The sequence below is a fragment of the Limnothrix sp. PR1529 genome, assembly GCF_002742025.1.
In the GTDB taxonomy this organism is placed as follows: domain Bacteria; phylum Cyanobacteriota; class Cyanobacteriia; order CACIAM-69d; family CACIAM-69d; genus CACIAM-69d.
Window position 1 is genome coordinate 14,975 of sequence record NZ_LIRO01000063.1, and the last position, 19,373, is coordinate 34,347.

Annotated in this window: 15 protein-coding genes; 10 read left to right on the forward strand and 5 right to left on the reverse strand. The window is 55.4% G+C overall.

Annotated features, from left to right (window positions below):
- The first annotated feature begins 104 nt into the window (after positions 1-104).
- From AMR42_RS09950 to AMR42_RS09965, 4 genes are all read left to right on the forward strand, one after another.
- On the forward strand, positions 105-1,229 hold the full coding sequence (locus AMR42_RS09950; RefSeq protein ID WP_099533299.1) for a CO2 hydration protein: 1,125 nt from the start codon (positions 105-107) through the stop codon (positions 1,227-1,229).
- A gap of 57 nt (positions 1,230-1,286) precedes the next feature.
- Positions 1,287-1,673 carry a DUF4346 domain-containing protein gene (locus AMR42_RS09955; RefSeq protein ID WP_099533300.1) on the forward strand — a complete coding sequence of 129 codons (387 nt, stop codon included), beginning with the start codon at positions 1,287-1,289 and terminating at the stop codon, positions 1,671-1,673.
- Complete coding sequence (locus AMR42_RS09960; RefSeq protein ID WP_234406935.1) at positions 1,651-4,092, forward strand: hypothetical protein; 2,442 nt, start codon at positions 1,651-1,653, stop codon at positions 4,090-4,092. Before AMR42_RS09955 ends, AMR42_RS09960 begins: the two co-directional genes overlap by 23 nt.
- 138 nt (positions 4,093-4,230) lie before the next feature.
- Positions 4,231-4,851 (forward strand): Uma2 family endonuclease, encoded by a 621-nt coding sequence (locus tag AMR42_RS09965; RefSeq protein ID WP_099533302.1) that lies wholly within the window; start codon positions 4,231-4,233, stop codon positions 4,849-4,851.
- 21 nt (positions 4,852-4,872) lie between these two features.
- Here AMR42_RS09965 and AMR42_RS09970 read toward each other — a convergent pair whose 3' ends face one another.
- From AMR42_RS09970 to AMR42_RS09985, 4 genes are all read right to left on the reverse strand, one after another.
- Complete coding sequence (locus AMR42_RS09970; protein WP_099533303.1) at positions 4,873-6,939, reverse strand: NAD-binding protein; 2,067 nt, start codon at positions 6,937-6,939, stop codon at positions 4,873-4,875.
- 43 nt (positions 6,940-6,982) lie between these two features.
- Positions 6,983-7,618 carry a Uma2 family endonuclease gene (locus tag AMR42_RS09975; RefSeq protein WP_099533304.1) on the reverse strand — a complete coding sequence of 212 codons (636 nt, stop codon included), beginning with the start codon at positions 7,616-7,618 and terminating at the stop codon, positions 6,983-6,985.
- A 45-nt stretch (positions 7,619-7,663) separates the two neighbouring features.
- A complete protein-coding gene (locus AMR42_RS09980; RefSeq protein WP_099533305.1) occupies positions 7,664-9,067 on the reverse strand; it encodes a (Fe-S)-binding protein in 1,404 nt (467 codons plus the stop codon).
- A 94-nt stretch (positions 9,068-9,161) separates the two neighbouring features.
- A complete protein-coding gene (locus AMR42_RS09985; RefSeq protein ID WP_099533306.1) occupies positions 9,162-10,460 on the reverse strand; it encodes an FAD-binding oxidoreductase in 1,299 nt (432 codons plus the stop codon).
- Between the two features lie 502 nt (positions 10,461-10,962).
- Here AMR42_RS09985 and AMR42_RS09990 point away from each other — a divergent pair.
- From AMR42_RS09990 to AMR42_RS10005, 4 genes are all read left to right on the forward strand, one after another.
- Entirely contained in the window at positions 10,963-11,547 is a 585-nt protein-coding gene (locus AMR42_RS09990; RefSeq protein ID WP_099533307.1) for a hypothetical protein, read from the forward strand.
- Positions 11,548-11,821: 274 nt separating this feature from the next.
- The gene (locus AMR42_RS09995; protein WP_099533308.1) at positions 11,822-12,700 is read left to right on the forward strand and encodes a hypothetical protein; all 879 of its coding nucleotides are present in this window, start codon (positions 11,822-11,824) and stop codon (positions 12,698-12,700) included.
- 540 nt (positions 12,701-13,240) lie between these two features.
- Positions 13,241-14,740 carry a TAXI family TRAP transporter solute-binding subunit gene (locus AMR42_RS10000; protein WP_099533309.1) on the forward strand — a complete coding sequence of 500 codons (1,500 nt, stop codon included), beginning with the start codon at positions 13,241-13,243 and terminating at the stop codon, positions 14,738-14,740.
- Between the two features lie 824 nt (positions 14,741-15,564).
- A complete protein-coding gene (locus AMR42_RS10005) occupies positions 15,565-17,610 on the forward strand; it encodes an elongation factor G (RefSeq protein ID WP_099533314.1) in 2,046 nt (681 codons plus the stop codon).
- 71 nt (positions 17,611-17,681) lie between these two features.
- Here AMR42_RS10005 and AMR42_RS20410 read toward each other — a convergent pair whose 3' ends face one another.
- Positions 17,682-17,828: a hypothetical protein gene (locus tag AMR42_RS20410; protein ID WP_158234435.1), complete on the reverse strand. Its 147-nt coding sequence runs from the start codon at positions 17,826-17,828 to the stop codon at positions 17,682-17,684.
- 113 nt (positions 17,829-17,941) lie between these two features.
- Here AMR42_RS20410 and AMR42_RS10010 point away from each other — a divergent pair, with 113 nt between their 5' ends.
- Both AMR42_RS10010 and AMR42_RS21130 read left to right on the forward strand, forming a co-directional pair.
- Positions 17,942-19,000: a Fe(3+) ABC transporter substrate-binding protein gene (locus tag AMR42_RS10010; RefSeq protein ID WP_099533310.1), complete on the forward strand. Its 1,059-nt coding sequence runs from the start codon at positions 17,942-17,944 to the stop codon at positions 18,998-19,000.
- 155 nt (positions 19,001-19,155) lie between these two features.
- A partial coding sequence (locus tag AMR42_RS21130) for a hypothetical protein (RefSeq protein ID WP_234406936.1) occupies positions 19,156-19,373 on the forward strand: 218 nt, incomplete at its 3' end.

Consider the following 19,373-nt stretch of genomic DNA (forward strand, 5'->3'; position numbering starts at 1 on the left):
AATTCAAGCCACGAATTCAAGCCACGAATTTAAACCGCAAATTCAAGCTGTGAATTCAAGCTGCGAACTTCAACACCATTGCCCCAGCTTAAGGTTTTCAACCCATGCTCTCTATGACTGCCACCCATCCCCTAAACAGCACGATCGAGCGGCTCTTGCAAGGGGAAGCCATGCTGAAAGACAGCCCCAGCAACGTGCTGGAAGTGGTGGGCATTTTGCATAGCTACGGCATTATTTTAGATGCCTATTCTAACAACCTAAACTATATTGCTCTGCATCAGTTTTTGCGATTTTTTCCATTTTTTAAATACTTTAATGGCGAAATTTCGCTACCGAAGTTACTGAAACATTGGCGGCACGATCGAATCAATTTTGAATATGCCGAATATTGCATGAAGGCTATGTTCTGGCATGGGGGCGGCCGATATGATAACTATCTAGATTCACCAGAATTTATTGCCCTTGCCAAAAAAGCGATTCGGGCCCGTTTTGCCAAAAACCTGATCGTCTTGGGAATGGATCAGCTCTTTCCTGAGTTTTTGCTAGAACAAGTGCGGCAATTAGCCTATTACCGAGCCTTGGGGCAATTTTGGCGAATCATGAGCGACATGTTCATGAGCCTTTCAGATCAGTACGATCGCCGCAAAATCACCACCATTCCCCAGGTGGTTCAACATATCCAAGATGGTCTGGTGGCGGGGGCCAATTCCCCCATTGAATATGCCGTGGAATTGGGTGGGGTGACCTATGACATTGTGCCCCGATCGGCCAAGATGACCTTCCTAATGGATGCGGCTGTGCCCTACGTGGAGGCGGTCTTTTTCCGAGGAACCCCCTTCAGCGGCACGATTTCCTACAATGCCCAAGCGGCCCGCATTCCCACCGAACAGGGCGATTTTGCCTATGGTGCGCTCTATGCTGACCCGTTGCCCGTGGGCGGCGCAGGCATTCCGCCAACCCTCCTGATGCAGGACATGCGGCATTTTGTGCCCGATTATTTGCACCAATTCTATGAAAATAGCCTGCGCCATGAAGACGATTTATTGGTGAAAATTTGCCAATCATTTCAAAAGTCCATGTATTGTGTCACCACGGCGGCTCTGCGTGGCTTGGCTCCCCATCCCCTGGAGTCGGTTGACCCGGCCCATCAATCGGCTAATATTGCCTACTTGAATGGTTGGATGGATCGGTTTATTTCGTCGCAGCTTGGCAATGTGAACCGTGATTAGGCATCAAATTCATCTGATAATTGATCCATTCATCTACCCGTCAATATGTCAGTTGATATGACCCTCAATTCTGTGGAAACACGCCAGGCGATCGACGATGAATTATCCAAACGGCCTTTAGACCTTGACCCGGCTGGCTATTTCGTGATCTACCTCGATCGGGAACAGGCCTTAATTTGCGCCAAACACTACAGCACCGTGATTAACGATCGGGGCTTGGCCACGGATCCGGTCACCGGCAAGGTGATTCCGGCGAAGGGTTCTGTTCCGCGCACGGCCGAGGCCCTCTATACCGGACGCACCGCCAAGGAACTCTGTGTGAAATTGCTCGAACAAACCCAGCCGATACCGGTTTCAATGCTGGATCATGCGGCTTATTTAGGCCGAGAGTTCATGCGTGCAGAACAGGCTTTGGCCACCGGTGCGGAATATATTCAAGACTAAGACCAAGGCCCTGGCAGCGGCCTGGCGCAGCGCCCGAACACAACATCCGCAAGGGTGGTGGTTGGCGGCGCTGTTGTATGGTCTGCTGGGGGTTTTGATTTTGGGGCCCCAGCCCTGGCTCCCGGTGGTGGGAGCGGGGGACACGGATCTCTGGGAAGCGATGGGATTTTATGTGCGGGAGCATTGGCACTGGTGGCCCCTGCCGCATATCGATTTAGTCAGCGATCGGGCGTTTTATCCCTACGGGGGGCAAGTGGCTCTCCAGGCCTGGGGTCTGGAGCGAGATTTGTTCTATGCTTTGCTTTTCAGTCTGGGCGGGGCGGGCCCTTGGCTGAAGTTATATTTTCTGCTGTCGGTGGCGATCGCCCTGTTTGGCATCGCGCGAATTTTGCAGCCGGACTTTGGGGAACGGCGGGCAACTTTAACGGCGATCGGGGCGGTGTTTTTGAACATCTACGCCCTAATTTGTAAGTTTCCGTTTCACAGCAACATGGCGATCGTCCATTGGCTGGGTCTGAGCCTGGCCACGGATTTTGTGTTGGTGTGGCGATTTGTGCGGGGCCGGGCGATCGGGCGGGCCTGGTGGCTGGGGCGCGGGGCGTTGGCGCTCCTGAGCTTGGGCCAGGACTTGGGCTATGTGGCGGGGTTTGGGCTGCTGTCGCTGGTGCTGTCGGGGGGATGGATGTTGGCGGTGAGGTGGTGGCGGTGGCGAACCCAAGCAATTGAGCTGGCCGCCGATGCCCACCAAGACGCAAAGAACCAAGATTGGCAGCTCCGGCTTGGCTATTGGATTTATGGCTGGCCACCCTTCCGCCCGATCGAGTGGGGATTGATCGTCCTCATCATTTGGGCCGCTTGGTTATATCTGCTGCCGGTGATTCCCATCGTGCAGCTAGCCAAGGAGTTGGACTGGAGCAACACCTTCGATCGCGCTTGGTTTGCCCATCCCCTGCGCCTTTTGGCCCCCTATTGGCCGCGAATCAACCCGATCGCGGCGGCCGGCTGGTGGCGAGCCGTGCTGCCCAGTCCCCTAGAAACAGATTTTGATGGGGTGGTTGGCTGGGGGTTGTTGCTGGCGGGGGCGATCGGCTGCTGGCAACGGCGGCGCTGGTGGGCGGCTTTTGTGCCCCTCGGTTTGCTGATGGGCTGTTTAATCGCCTATCGCCCCTGGGATTTACCGATTTTGCAGTGGTTTCCCTGGTTTTCGTTTAATCGCGTCGCCGGACGGGGTACGGTGGTCTTCCCAATCGCCCTGGCCCTATGCAGCCTGGGTTGGCAGCCGGATGCGAGCCGATCGGCCCGAACGCGACAATGGAACCGCTGGGCCGCCTTGGCCGTGGCAGGCATCTGCTTGCTGGACTTAATCGGCGGCTATGGCCTCAAGCCCCGCGCACAACCCCTAGATCCCAGCTTTCAGCCCTACATGGCCCTAGTGGCCCAGCAACCGGGCACGGCTGTTTTGGACTGGCCCTTTTGCGTAACAGGGGGAAACGGCGTGGGCAGTGGCGATGGCACCTGCCCTTTTTTTGCCCATCATCCCAGCACCCACGCCCTCAGCCGGTTTCACCACAAAGCCACCGTGGGGCAATACTTGGGGCGATTGCACCCCAGCCAGCTCACCCCCTACCTCGAAGCCGGTTGGCAATATTTGGCCCTGCCCGATCATCCGGATTTAAACCAAACCCAACGCCAGCGCCGCTGTTTTCGCAGGGACGAGTGGGAGTTTTTTCGGCGATTCTTCCAATTAGGCGATTTTGCGGGCATTAATCTCTATGTCGATCGCCTAGCCCGGGGATGTGAAAGGGAGTTTTATGCCCAATTGGGCCACCCGATCGCCCAAACCACCGTGCCGGGCATGGGGCGTGTGGTGTTTATTCCCAAGCCAGCCCCCTGGCAAGGCCTAGTTGATTTGGATCAGGCGCGACTGTTGCGTTTTTCGCCCTTTCTCGACCCAGCCCCCGTCAGCCCAGATCCTGCCAATCGCGATCGCCTGGATCCGGAAACCGCCCCCCTGAAAACCGCCGCGCCGGAGCTAGACCTCGTGCAGTTCGGAACTGTGCGCGGTGTGGAAATTCGCGGCGGGTTAGATCGCAATCGCCAAGGTCAACGCTGGGGTTTGGCCCCCATGACCGTCCTGGATTTGCAGAGCGATCGGTCTCAAACTCGACAGCTCAAAATTCAAGCGACAGTGCCTGTGACCGATCAGCAACTCAGCATCTTTTTAGATGATCAACTCCTGTGGCGCAGTGAGCTTTTATCCCGTAACCAAGCCCTGGATTTGAACTTGCCGATCGCCCTACCGGCCGGCAAGAGTCAGCTATGCTTGGTTTATGAGCAATCCATCATTCTGCGCGATCAAATTCCTGCGGCTGGCAACCGCCCGATCGCGTTAACTTTCCAGCATTTAGCAATTGAATAATTGTCAATTCAAGTTACTTAAAATCACAATAATCACTAACCCAAATCACGATCAGAAAAAATCCCAAGCCATCTCAAACTTTAATAGAATCAAGATTTCAAACAAGAAACAAAATAGCCAACATCAGGACAGAACTCGATGGTTACAACTCGTGATCGCCTCTTGACCTTTGAGGACTATCTGAATCATCAAGCCGATGACTCAGCCAGTGATGTTCGTTATGAATTAGTGGATGGTGAACTAATTCCCATGAATCCACCCAGAATCGAGCACTTTTTGATTGCTCAGTTTTTAAGTGACTATCTTCGCCAGGTAATTGGTCAAAACAACCTACCTTGGATGGTATTTGCCGAAATTGGTGTCAGAACGGGATTTCGGCGATCGCGCGTGGTGGATTTATGCGTTGTGCAACGGGAGCAGGTGCAGGAATTAGCGGGGCGATCGGCAGTTTTTGAAACGCCGCCCTTGCTCGCTGTGGAAATTGTCAGCCTCGATTCGATCGGGCGGGATTATCGCTACAAGCGATCGGAATATGCCGCAGCGGGAATTCCTGAATATTGGATTGTGGATCCCCTCGAAAATCGCTTGACTATTCTGCAATTACAAGAAGGGTTATATGACGAAATTCCCCAAGATCAGTCTGGGTTAATTCAGTCGCCTATTCTTGCAACCATGAGTCAGCAATCGGCCGATCAGCAGCCAGCGATCACGATCGAGCAAATTTGGCAAGCAGCTAATCTGGATCAGAATCCTCTGTAAAATTCCCAGCGATCGCGAGCCTTATCCCAAATCTGTCGCCCAGCAGAGGGCTTCCGCGTCCACTAGGCGCTGTCGCAAACTGGCCACCAGCGATCGCGCCTGATATTCATACATGGCGCAAACCGTGGGCGGCTCCCCCGCTTCCACCAAGGTGGGCAACCGCTGAAACAGCGATCGCGCATGGGCCAAGCTGCACCCTGTGATGCGGGCGATCGCGTTGGCCCCTTCAAAATCCGCCTGGGGACTGGCGGAGTGCAACCGCACACACCACGATCGAGGAGCCAGCTCGCCCCGTTCAATCCGCCGCAACCCCTCAATGGAAGCCAACACCACCAGGCGATCGCCCGATCGCAAGTGGCGATCGAGGCACGGAAAGTCCAACTCCCCATCCGCCAACGCCTTGCGGCCCACCCGCTCATGCAACAGCGGCACAGCGCCATAGCCACAGGCAAACTCCGCCAGCAGCAAATCCACTAACGTATCGCCCGGCTCAATCCGATATTCCGCCACCAACATCGTGGTGCGTCCCCAGCGATAGAGACTGAGAATATTTTCGCCAAAGGCCGCCCCCGCAAAGGCTTCCGCCGCCAGGGCATAGGCACAAAGCACCTGCGCATCGGGCAACAGCCCCACCAAGGTATCGCTAAAGGCGCGATCGAACGTGCGAATCACCAAGCCCGTGGAGAGCGACGCTTGGCGCACCATCAACGCCATTTCCAAATTGGCAATTTCGTCATCGGTGGCAAAGACGATCGACTTAGCCCGCTCCAGCTCCACCCGATCCAGCGTATCCGGCAACTTGCCCACCATCAGCGGCAAATCGCCCAAGGTATTGTCATCCAAGCCCTGGCGCGTCAGCCCCGCCACCGACTGCCCAGACTGCAACAGCAAACGGGCAATTTGCTGGCCCACCTGTCCCATGCCCACCACCAACACATGATCCTTGTCCGGCAGGCGGGGGCGACTGGGAGAAAACCGCAGCCGCAACGACAACAGCCGCTCCGTCAGCAGCGCATAGAGCACGCCCACCAAACCCGTGCCCACCACCGTCAGGCTAAACCCAAACAAACGCAACCAGCGAGGCACAGCACTGGACTGGGCGGGATCGCCAAATAAATCGGCATAGCCCCCCAGCAGCAACAAAGCCGTGTTGCAAAAGGCATCAAACCAATCGCGATAGGGCGAATAGTGCCGCAAAATCACGGTTCCCAGCAGCAGCAAGCCCAACACAGCTCCGGCGTAGATCAGGGCAATTTGCAACAGCCGACTGCGATGCAGCAGCGATCGCGCGGCTTGCTGGAGTGATCGCAACAGTTGCCAACGCGGGGTCGATCGCGGGGCCGTCGTCAGCATCGGCCGCGTCGGGTGCAAGGTAGCGGTGGCTTCCCACTCATGCCAACGGCCCCCACGCCGCATTTCCACATAGGCCACCCAATCGCCGAGCCGCAAGGGTTCCATGATGCTTGACCCGTAGAACAAAGAATCCGGCGGCAGGGGCAGTGATCCTGTCCAGCGACCTAAAATCAGGCGCGATCGATTGTTCAGATTCGCGGGAATGTCCCCCAACCAAGGATCATCCGCCTGGAGAGAGCGCTGGCGCACCCGATAGGCCACGCCGTTGATTTCAAAGGCCCCGATCGTCTGATCCTGCAACGCAGCCAGGGCAAAGGCCATGGCAGATAACCGAGAAGGCTCGAAGGCCACAAAGTTGCCAAATTGCCGAGCCAGCAAGTCATTCAAGTGGGGACGGTTGGAGCGCACCACCAGCCGCACCGCCGGATTCAGCAACCGCGCCGCCAAAGCTGCCTTGAGGTTAATTCGGTCATCCCCAGCCAGCAACAAAATGGCTCGACAATCGGCAATCCCCGCCTGCTGCAAAATGCTCGATCGACAAAAATCTCCCTGAATCACCTGTTCCAGCATGGCGGGCAAATCCGGCACATCCCACCCGCTTGGAATCGTGCGTTCGATCGCTCGAACACGCACCCCAAAATTCGCCAAGGCCGCAACGCAATGTTGCCCTAAATTGCCTAACCCACAAACCAAGAACCTGTCAGACAGCACCGTTTGCATCTGCGAGTTTTGCATCTGCCAATTTCGCACCCGCCAACCTTCTGGGACAGGCGATTAATCAACCGTCACCCCACCGAATCTCTTCATAGATCATGGCCAATGTGTCTGAAAAATCCAAACTTTGTAGTGCAAATGACACTTCTAATAATGGGCGCTGTTGTTCGTCAGGAGTCAGGATTTTGGGATCAAAATCGATCGCCCCATAACGGGTCAGTTCCCAATAATTCAGCGCAGCACCCTCGGGCCGATAATAGCGATCGAGGGCCGGGCGATCGCTGCTGATCAACACATATTCCTTGAGAGAGTCCATCCGCGCGTATTGCTGAAACTTTTGGTCGCGATCAAACTCAGCAGTTTCGGGCGACAAGACCTCCGCAATTAGGCAGGGATATTGAATCGCTTGGCGCGATCGAAAATCCCGAGGATCGCAAGTCACCACCAAATCAGGATAGAAATAGGGCCCTTTTTCGGAAACATGCACCTGCACTTCGCTGATGAACGCTCGGCAGGATTTACCCCGGAGGTGACGCTTCAGCGCAATGACGAAATTCGTCGTGATCGTGTTGTGATCCAGCGTGCTGTCAGCCCTGGCATAGATTCGACCATTGAGGTATTCATGCCGCCATGGTTGTTGTGCTTCCCAAGCAAGAAACTCTGCGGGAGACAGATAGCGGGAATCCATTGCATCAATCATGGCCGGACTGACAGGCTGGCTTATTGAGATGGGATGAAACCCAGTCTAGCGATCGCCCTTGGGCAATGCTTCACCCCGCATGGCGCGATCGAGCAGTTCGATCGGGTGCAAAACCGGCACAGTTTTGCCCTGCAATCCCAGGTGTTTTTGGATTTGCAAGGAACAACCCGGATTGGGCGAGGCGATCGCGTCGGCTCCCGTGTTGGTCAGGTTTTGCACCTTCAGTTCGCCCAGCTCGTCGGCGATTTCCGGTTGCAGCAGGTTGTAGATGCCCGCGCTGCCACAGCAGAGTTGCGAATCGATCGGCTCGCGCAGGGTCACGCCGGGAATTTGCCGCAGCAGGTCGCGGGGTGGGGCGCTGATTTTTTGGCCATGCAACAGGTGGCAAGCGTCGTGATAAACCAGCGTCACCGGCTCCGGGGCGATCGGTTGGAGCGGCGCAATCCAGCCCACTTCCGCAAAAAATTCGTGGATGTCGCGCACTTTTTCCACAAAGGCAGCAGCCCGATCGCGGTATTGCGGATCGTCTTGCAGGATGTGGTGATATTCCTTGAGCGTGTGCCCACAACCGGCGGCGTTGATGATGATGTAGTCCACATTGGTGGCCGCGAAGGCATCGATCATCTGGCGGGCGATCGCCTGGGCCTGGTTGGTTTGGCCCTGGTGGGCGGGCAGGGCCGAGCAGCAACCCTGGCTGGGCGGAATCACCACCTCGCAACCGTTGGCCGTCAAGGCCCGCAGGGTGGCAGCGTTCACCCCGCTAAAGAGGGTGCGCTGCACACAACCGAGAATCATCCCCACCCGATAGCGCTGGGTTCCTTGGGCGGGAATGGTTTCGGGAAAGTCGCGGTTGAGGGTGTCCCAGCTCAGGCGCGGCAAAATTTCTTCCATGGCCGCCAGGTTGGGCAGCCATTTTTTCAGCAGGCCGGTCGATCGCACCAGGGTTTGCAAGCCCGACTGTTGATAGAGCAACAGGAACGGCATCAGCAGTTTCAGGCGATCGGGATAGGGAAAAATCTGGAAAATCAGCGTTCGCAGGGCCTGTTCCGGGAGCGATCGGGGCACGTTGCGCTCCACCTGGGGCCGGGTGGCGCTGATCAGTTGGTCGTACTTCACCCCGGACGGGCAGGTGGTGACGCAGGCCAGGCAACCTAAGCAGGTGTCGAAATGCTGGGCGGTGGTGCGATCCAGCTCGGCCGTGCCTTCGTTGATCGCATCCATCAGATAAATGCGGCCGCGGGGCGAGTCGGTTTCCTTGCCCAAGACGCGGTAGCTGGGGCAGGTCGAAAGGCAAAACCCGCAATGGACACAGGAATCGAGCAGTTTGGGATCGGGCGGCGAGTCGGGGTCAAAGCCCGATCGCTGACCGGCGGCCAATTCACCCAAGTGGGGGTTTTGGGCCAGAAAGTTGCTCTCTTTGGCGGGAATCGGGCGATCGCTCGTTTGCATGGGTCGGTGGGGTGAAACCAATAGGCGATGGCAATGAATAAACCGTAGGGGCGCACCGCCGTGCGCCCTCCATAATCTGGGGCTAAACCTGGCGCTAAACCACGAATCGGCCGGGATTCAGGAGCTGGTGCGGATCGAACTGCTGTTTTATTTTCCCCATTAGGGCCAGGGCAGAACTGCGATCGCCCCAGCGATCCGATTGCTTAAACTGATGGGTCAGTTCAGCAGGCACTTGCAGCATCGTCAAAAATCCCTGTTCCGCTTCGCAGGCAGCGCGCAATTGCCGAATCCAGCGGGAAGTCCGCAGCCAGTCGCCCTCGATCGCCCCGAAGCTGGCCCAACCAAGGCCGCTGCTGGCGTGGATTTGCCCTTGGCTGATCGGGCCGCTGGCCAGGCGATCGAGCAGGGCCGGGGCCGCCGTGGGCAATGCACCAAACTTGAGCGTGATCGGGCGATCGGCTGTGGGAGTGGTGCTGGCGGCGCGGCTGGCCTGCCAAAAATCCGCCTCATCCGGTTCGCTCAACACCCGGGATTGCAAGCCCAACTGCTCGGCCAGGGCGATCGAGCGGCGTACCTGTTCCGCCACGCTGGGGGCCACGCTGCCAAACCGCAGGGCCAAGCCCACCGCCCGCTCCGGCAGGGCCGGATTACCCCAAACCCAATCCAGGGCGATCGGGGTGAGGGTGGAATTGCGCAGCCCTTGGGCCGCCTGGGCCAGGGCCGGGCGATCGCCCCACAGCAGCAGGGTTTGGCACTGTTCGGGAATCGGGTAAGTGCGCACGGTCAGGGTCGCCAGCAAACCCAGCGTGCCAAAGGAGCCGGTAAACAGCTTCATCAGGTCATAGCCCGCCACGTTTTTGACCACGCGGCCGCCGGCTTTGGCGATTTGCCCATCCCAGCGGACGATCGACAGGCCCAACAGCAAATCCCGAATGCCGCCGTAGCGTTGGCGCAGGGAACCCGTGTCCGCCGTGGCCACAATGCCGCCTAGGGTGGCCGTTTCGGCAAAGGCTGGGTCGATCGGCAACCACTGACCCGAGGGAGCCAAGGCCGCTTGCAGATCCCGCAGTTTCATGCCCGCTTCCACGGTGGCCACCAAGTCCGCCTCGTCATGCATCACCAGGCGATCGAGCCGACCCAATCCCACGGGTAACACCGATCCTTTTGGAACATCGCCCCAAGCCAACTTGCTGCCGCTGCCGAAGGGGGCGATCGGCTGGCGTTGGGCCGCACAGGCCGCCATCACCTCGGTCAACTGCTCGATCGACTCGGGCATCACCGCCGGGCGAGCCAACTGGCCGATCGATCGAGCAATTAACTGATCGATCGATGGATCTAATAAATCATTGAAAGCATTGGGATCATTCAGATCGTTTGGATCGATCGCACGCATCACGGGCCCAACCTCAAGACAATCAGCAATTGATTTGAAATACCTTGAAATGCATTGAAAATGCTTTGATCAGATTTTCTAGAATTCACCCCAGGCAACGGGTTAAATTTAGCCTTAAAAAACGCCGAAATTTCCAGAAGGTCAGAGACGATGGAGCAAAATCCATCATTCTTCAAGGTTGCCGTTTTGCTGTCCCCAGCAACCGTTCCGTACCGGAGCGATCGGGTCGATCACCCATCAAGTCCCCATCGATCATTAACCAATTCTTAAATTATTGACTGAATTGATCGAATGTAATCGATTGGATTAATTGGACTAATTGGACTAGTTAGATGGATCCCGAGGCCAATTCGATCCGAATTCAGTTCCCCTGCTTGCGCCGATCGCTGCCAAGTGTGGTGAACCCATCTTCTCGGGCGGTGGGCACATCTGTCCGGTGATGAAAAACACTGCCTAGACTGGAAAACAAGTGACCAAACCCTCATGATAAGGAAATTTGCCCATGAATGCGCCGTCTAAGGCCGGTCGTTGGCTGGCAGGTGCTGTTTTGACCCTGTTGCTGGTGGTGGGCGGTTGTGTGGCCCTCAACGATCGCAGCGATCGCGGCCCGGCTCCCAGTCCCACGTCAACCACGGTGGTCGATCGCTCCGGTGATCAGTCCACCGATCGTGGTTCCAATCGTCGATCGCCCAAACCCAGCCCCAGCGTCAGCCCCTCGCCCATTGATAAAAAGCCAGTGGCGGGCGGCAAGCTGAATAAGTATTTCCCGAAAACTAGCGATGGCTACAGCCTGGTTTTCCAACAGGAAAAGAAAGGATTTGCGGAAGCCAAACTGAAGAAGTCGGGCGAAGAAGTGGCCAAGTTGTCGATTAATGACTTGGCGAACAATGCGAGCGGCCTCAGCAAATTCCAAAGCAGCGATGATGACATTGACGGCTATCCTGCCGTTCAAGTGGGCAAAAATCAAACGGCTGTCTTGGTGGGCGATCGCTATCAGGTGAAGGTGCAGTCTACGACGCTCAAACCAAGCGATCGGGAAGACTGGATTGAGAAATTTAATCTCTCAGGCTTGGCCCGTTTGAAGTAGTTGGCTTTTCTACTTTCCGAATTGGCGCTTAGTTTGGACTTGGTAGCGTGGCAAGCTAATTTTGATCGATCAGGTCAAATAGCTATCACCGTTGCCTAACCATTAGGCAGCAATGGGATTAAGCCCATTGTTATGACGACTGATTCCGAAACTTTGCCCCTGCGATCTAAAAGAGTCACGCTATTAGCTTGCGTCTGGCCTTTGCCTAGGTTCGGTTGAGCTTGTTGTTTGTTTCTTGTTTGGAAACCCTGTGTCTTAGTGAGGATCAAAATTCATGGGTAAATCCATTGTGCAATTGGTTGATGAATTGCCCACCAGCGGCATGACCATCACAGTTCTGAATGCGTTGGATTTTGTGGTTCCCGGCGAGTGGGACAACTTGATTGGGTTCGATCGCACGATCAAAACCGTCACGGGCGAAGACGATCCGGGCTTAATTTCCCAAATCAAAGATCGGGCGATTGAGCTTTACAACGACGAAGGCGAGGGCTATCAACGCGCCGTTTGGCTCTATCAAACCGTGGACACGGCCGCCAGCGCCTTGGGCACGGCTGCCATGGCCAATAAGGTGGGGCAAGATATTTCATTTTTGGGCTTTTTGCAAAATTTGACCCCCAAACCCGAAAAGGCCCAAGCGATCGATTTGGGAATGAAAATTGTGGTGGAATTGCTGGCCTATTGCCAAATTAATGGCATTCCCGGCGACAGCATTGGCGACTTTTTGGGTTCCTTAGCCGACTACGGCGGGGAATCCAAAATGCGGATGGCCGCCATGGTTTGCTTGGATGGCTTAGTGCCCTTGGGCCCGAACTTCATCAAAGCGGCCGGCGATTGGATCGGCAGCGCCACCCAATCCAGCCTGGAAGAAAACGAGGCTTTCCGGAATATTCAAAAGATGATTCCGGGCACTGACAAGGTGGCATTTGTTGGCCAAGCGTTCAACTCGGTTTCGAGCTGGATGGGGAACTTTGTGAGCGCTCGCGGTCTCAGTCCCCAAACCATCCTGCAACACCTACAAGGGTTTGTGGATATTGCCGATGACAAGCTGGATTATGTTGGTGCATTTTTGGACATGAGCACCAATTATTACTATCACACGGGTGTCCAAACGGTTGCCAAGCGCCTGATCGATCGCGCCTATGCTGAAATTTAGCGCTTGAGCTGGATTTGCTGAATTCAAACAACGATTGATTATTGGCTAGATTTTATTAATCATCTGATCAACAATCACTTGGTTAAAAATCACCTAATTCAACGTTGTCCAAATCCCAGTCGCTAAAGCGTTTAAAAAACGACACTCAAAAAACGGGGCTGCTAAGCTGGAGTCGTGATCCTAATTCATGGCATAACCCAGGGTGGCCCCGCTTTTTGTTTATATTTTGATTGAATATTTTTAGTAACCCGTAGCCCGTAGGGTGGGCAATGCCCACCGAATCGTTGCTTCATAGCATCTGCGATAGGGCGTGCCAATTATCTTAGGTAAAGGCTGTATTCTGGTTGAATATTTTTAGGTTAAATATTTTTAGGTTGAATGTTTTTAGATCGAACTATTTAGATACATGGTGTAAGCGCATATTTCTTAGACGCATTTCTTGGACATATAATTTTGGGCGCATTTCTTGGACACATAATTTTGGACGCATAATTTTGGACGTATGGTTTAGTATTTTGGGAATTTGCCGGGGGATTTTTGATGGTGAAGCTCAAACAACGGGGCTGGGGCTTGGTGTCGCTGGTGATTGTGGGGGTGATTGGGGTTGGCGGTTGCGGCCAGTCCAAAAACACGGTCTCGATTTCTGCGGGCAAGGCCGGTGTGGGCTATGACCTGATTAGCGAGCAATTGGGGCGATCGACCGATCGAATCGTGAGCCTGAAGCTGACCGACGACAAAAACTCCAATGGTTCCCGCGATAACCTCGATCGCCTGGTGCAAGGTCGGGTTGATTTTGCCCTCGCCCAACTCGACGTTTCCCGCGATCTGCTGCGCAGTGGCAAGGTGGAAACCGTCGCCATTTTGGGCCATGAATATCTGCATTTGTTGGTGCGGGCCGACTCTCCCTTCAAAACCCTGACCGACATCAACGGCAAACGGGTGGCGATCGGGATTCAGGGCAGCGGCACCAACTTCACCACCACCCAAATCTTGACCCGCAGCGGCTTGCGAGTGATCACCAGTGCGCCTCCCCTGAAGGAAGGCCTGGCCAAGTTGAAGGCTGGAGAGCTGGATATGGTGGCCTACGTGGGCCCCTTGGGATCCAGCAGCATCATTCAAAATGCCATTACCAGCGATCCACCCCTGCGTTTGCTGGAAATTCCCCCCTCCATTACCAATCACCTGGCGGTGCGCTTCCCTGAGTCCTATCGCTCTTCGGTGATTCCCGCCGGAACCTATGACCCCCTGCGCCCCGAGCCGCCCCAGGATTTGCCGGTCTTGTCCACGGGAATTGGCTTGATGGCCCGAGGCGATGCCCCCGCTGACCAAGTGGGCCTAATGGCTTGGTCGATTTTGGCCACGGCGCGTCAATATGCCAGCTTTTATCCAGAATTGGCCGATGGTGATCCGGCTGGCCTGTTGCAACGGGGTGGGGTTTATATGGCTCCGGACGCGACAGAAACCTATGAAAAAGGGGATCCCCGATCGGCTTGGCTGCGGTTCATTGAAGAAAACCAGGTTGTTCAGGAATATTTGCTGGTTTTGGGCTTGAGCAGTGCGGCGGGGTTGTTGGTCACTTGGCTGCGATCGCGCCGATCGCGCCAGTTGGTGAAAAGCAGTCGCCAAGCCTTGACCGAAATTAAGGAAGTTCATGGCAACAAAACCAAGGCAGCCCTGGCGGCGGCCCAAGATTTGGCAGAGCGCTATCGGTTAATGTTCATTGACGGCAATCTGTCACCGGAAACCTACGAGGAGATCGATCGCCCCGTTCAGCTCTATCTCCAAAGTTGCCAGGCGCTGATTGAGCAGGAAGACCGCCAAACCCTCAGCGAAACGGTGAACCTGCTGGACGATTCCGAAGCATTGCTGAATATGCCGCTATCGGTGGCGGTTCAGCGGTTGCAGGAGTTGGAAGATCGCTACTCGCAAATGTTGCTCTCCGGCACGATCGAACTGATGACCTATCTGCAATTCCGGCAATGGGCATTGGCGGTTTTGCAAGCCAAGTCCCATGAACCGGAAACCCCAGCCATGTCCTAGGTTTCGGGAGCCAGCGGCCAAGTCGCTGGCTTCTGGGTCACCAAAACTGAGGATCGTGGATGGCGGATCGATCGCCGGATCCAACTCCCAACCCCAAGCGCCGCCCGATCGATCGGTAAATTTTTAACCAAAGGAATTGACCTAGCTTGAATCGACAGCGATTCAAATACGAGTTAATCTTTATTCACAATCCCTAACAAAAAACCAAAAACAGTTGATAAACTGCGCGAATTTATAAACAACCATTGAGTAATTGGCCTAAAGAATTCTGCAAGCACTCATAATCAAATCAGAGCCAAATCAGAACCCAGTCAGAACCCAATCAGATTTCTTGTAGACAGTCCCGATCGCTCCTCCTTTTCCCTGTCAACGGGCGATCGCACCATAATTCTTTCTACTCGCCAATCATCTGATCCATTCAATCTAGTCAACTCAATTTTGCAAATTTCATCCAGTGGCTTTGAGCACTGAGCCTACGACGCTCGCCCCTGGCAACGCTCCATTACGGCGTTCATTGAATCTTTGCTGAGTATTTGACGAACATTGGCCGAGCATGAGCCGAGCATTTTTCTCCTGTTCTCGCTCATTGGGAATCGGGAATCTTTTAGGCATGAATTAGGCATGAATTTGATCTTGATCTGATTTCTCATCAAATTTTGCAAGATTTTGAATTTGATATTGATCAGACATCACACTGATCAACTCTGCACTTCATCCCTAGTCCTATTTTCCCTAGTTCTATTTTCTCAGTCTGCAATCATTTCAGCCTGCATTGAGCTGACATCAATTTTTTACTGGGAATTTTCATTCCCATGGAGGTTTTCATGAAAGGTGACCGTACCCCCCGCATCAGAAATATTGCCATTGTGGGTCCCTACTCCAGTGGCAAAACGACCCTCTTGGAAAGTATTTTGTTTTTGTCGGGCGCAACCACGCGCAAGGGCAGCATTAAAGATAACAATACGGTGGGTGACAGTTCCCCGGAAGCGCGCGATCGGGGCATGGGCCTGGAGCTAAATGTGGCCAGCGCCGCTTATAAGGATGTGCAATTTAATTGGATTGACTGCCCAGGTTCCGTGGAGTTGGCCGCAGAAACCTACAACGCTTTGGTCGGGGTTGATGCGGCTGTGGTGGTTTGCGAACCAATGATCGATCGCGCCATTGTGTTGGCTCCTTTGTTTCAGTTTTTGGACACCTGGAAAATTCCCCATGTGTTGTTCATTAACAAAATGGATCGGGCATCGAGTCCCATTGCCGATATTTTGTCGGTGTTGCGGCCCGTTTCCAGCCGCCCGATCGTGCTGCACCAATACCCGATTCGCCAAGGCAACAACCCGATCGGCTACATCGATTTAGTCAGCGAAACGGCCTATCACTACCACCCCGACGCGGAAGGCGATGACCCCGTGCCGCTGCCCGAACATTTGCGGGCGGAAGAACAAGCGGCTCGCCACGAAATGCTGGAAAGCTTGGCCGACCATGACGATGTGCTGCTGGAAAAATTGCTGGAGGATATTCAACCCAGCGAAGAAGAAATTTTGGTGGATCTGAGGCTGGAGTTGGGAGCCGATCAGATCGTGCCGGTGTTTGTGGGCATGGCGGAACAGCACCTGGGCGTGCGACCGCTGTTGGATGCCCTGCTGCGGGAAGCCCCAGACGCAACGGTGACGGCCACCGAGCGCGGGGTGGACGCGATCGCCCCCGATGCCGATAGCCCGATCGTGCAGGTGCTGAAAACCATGTATGCCAGCCAAGGGGGCAAGCTATCGATCGCCCGAGTCTGGAATGGCGCGATCGAAGATGGCATGAGCCTCAATGGCGTTCGCATTGGTGGTCTCTATCGCCTGATGGGCAGCCAACAAAAATCCCTGACCCGGGCTGAAGTGGGCGACATTGTGGCCCTTGGGCGGTTGGACGGGGTGGCCACCGGAGAGGTGCTGGCACTCGATCGGGCGATCGGGCGGGATGAGTTGCCCAAAGCGGAATTACCGCCGCCGGTTTTTGCTTGGGCGATCGTTCCCGAAAACCGCAGCGACGAAGTGAAGCTCACCGCCGCCCTGGCCAAGCTCACGGACGAAGACCCCGCCGTCCGCTGGGAACAACATGGCGACACCCACGAAATCATCCTTTGGGGCCAAGGGGAAATTCACCTGCAAATCGCCATCGATCGACTGCGGCGCAAGTACAACCTGCCCATGGCTCCCCACCTGCCCCAAGTGCCTTACAAGGAAACCATTCGCAAACCCGTTTCCCGGATCCATGGGCGCTACAAGCACCAAACCGGCGGCCATGGTCAGTTTGGGGATGTGTATTTGGACATTCAACCCCAACCACGCGGCGCAGGCTACGACTTCCAGCAAAGGATTGTGGGCGGTGTTGTGCCCAAGCAATATATCCCCGGTGTGGAATCGGGGGTGCGAGAAGCGCTCGATCGCGGGCCCCTGGGCTTCCCGATCGTCGATGTGGCCGTGACCCTCACCGATGGTTCCTACCACTCCGTTGACAGCTCCGAGCAAGCCTTCAAGATGGCGGCCCACGTGGCCATGAAAACGGGCATTCCGGCAGCCCAACCGGTGCTGCTGGAGCCGATCGACCTGGTGGAAGTTGCCATGCCCAGTGAGTTCACCGCCAAGGTCATGCAGCTAGTGACCGGGCGACGCGGCCAACTGATGGGCTACGGGCCCAAGGACGGTTGGGCCGGCTGGGACACCATGCAGGCCTATCTGCCCCATGCGGAAATGCAGAGCCTGATTTTGGAATTGCGATCGCTCACCTTGGGCGTGGGAACGTTCTCTTGGCAGCATGACCACTTGCAGGAAGTGCCCGACAAACTCGCCGATCGGGTCTTGGCCCAAACCGGCAAAGGCTAGAAACGGTCGCTCGTTTCCACCCATTCCCCAAACTTTCCATTCCCCAAACTCCGAGCGATCCTTTTGAAACCTTAAAAGCGCCTGGCCATCCCCTGGATGGGCCGGGCGTTTCCTTTTGCAGCCCCCGCTCGATCGCCCAACACTTCCCCAGTGGTTCTCCCCCCAAACACCGCGCCCGCCACCGAGGACAGTTCCGAAAGCACCTCAAGATTGTTCAAGCCATTCGGAGAGTCCTTAGGAAAAATTCCAGAGAATTTTGAGAATATTTCTCAGTATTGATATACTGCTTTCGCCACCCAAAATTCAATTACTGCATTCCTAAGAGCGAAAAATGACGAGTAAACTGACTCGGCGGGTGTTCTTGGCAGGGGGATCAGCCCTAGCCACCGTGGCCCTGAGCGGACTGAACCGGGCCAACGCCCAAGGTGCAGGGGAAGTGAACCTGTACTCCGGTCGCCACTACGACAGCGATCGCCAACTGTATGAAGCCTTTACCCAAGCCACCGGCATCAAAGTCAACCTGGTGGAAGGCAGCGCCGATGCCCTAATCGAGCGCATCCAATCGGAAGGGGTCAACAGTCCCGCCGATGTTCTGATTACCGTGGATGCCGGTCGCCTTTGGTTAGCCGACAAGGCCGGCCTGTTCCGTCCCGTGTCCCAAAGCGCTGCCCCCAACCTTTATCGGGCGGTTCCCAGCAACCTGCGTCACCCCAATGGTCACTGGTTCGCCCTGTCCAAGCGGGCCCGCGTGATCATGTACAACAAAGACCTGGTGAACCCCGCAGACCTCTCCACCTACGAGGCCTTGGCCGATAGCCGTTGGCGCGGCAAGGTTTTGGTGCGGACTTCGAGCCATGTGTATAACCAATCCCTAGTTGGCGAGCTGGTGGGCGCATTGGGCGAACCCACCACGGAAACCTGGGTGCGCGGCCTGGTGGCAAACTTCGCTCGACCCCCGGAAGGCAACGATACGGCTCAGATCAAGGCCTGTGCAGCGGGTCAAGGGTCGATCGCGATCGCCAACACCTATTACCTGCCCCGTTTGGTCAATTCCAAAGATGCCGCTGAGCGGGAGATTGCCGCCAAGGTGGGTGTGTTCTTCCCGAATCAACAGGGACGCGGCACTCACGTCAACATCAGCGGCGGCGGCGTGATCAAAACCGCCAAGAACCCGGAAGCAGCCGTGAAGTTCCTTGACTTTTTGGCAACCCAAAAGGCCCAAGAACTCTTTGCCCGCAGTGGCTATGAATATCCGGTGTTGTCCGGTGTGGCATTGGATCCCACCCTGTCTAGTTTTGGACAGTTCAAGTCTTCTAGCGCCAGTGCCAATGAGTTTGGGGGCAACAACGATCGCGCCCTCCGACTGATGGATCGGGCTGGTTGGCGCTAGGGCCAGTTGACCAGCGGGGGCTGATTGCGCGATCGGCCCACGGCGTTCCACTGTCTATGTTCAGCAAGCATCTATCCCAAGCGAGGCTATGTCTCGGCTTGGGAGTTTTTCATGGCAATTGTTGATCGAAACCTTGCCTTAAAACAAACATTGCCATGGCAATTTTGCCCAGAGATTTTCTAGCAAGCTGCTTTCCGAAAACCTCTTTCCGAGAATTTCTTTTTAAAAATCTCTCAATCTCTTTTCAAGACTCTTTTTTTAATTACAGCCTTTACCTAGAATTATTGGCACGCCATATTGCAGATGCCATGAAGCAACGGTTTGGTAGGCAGTGCTCACCCTACGGGCGATTATGCTTAGTAATTGAGGTAAG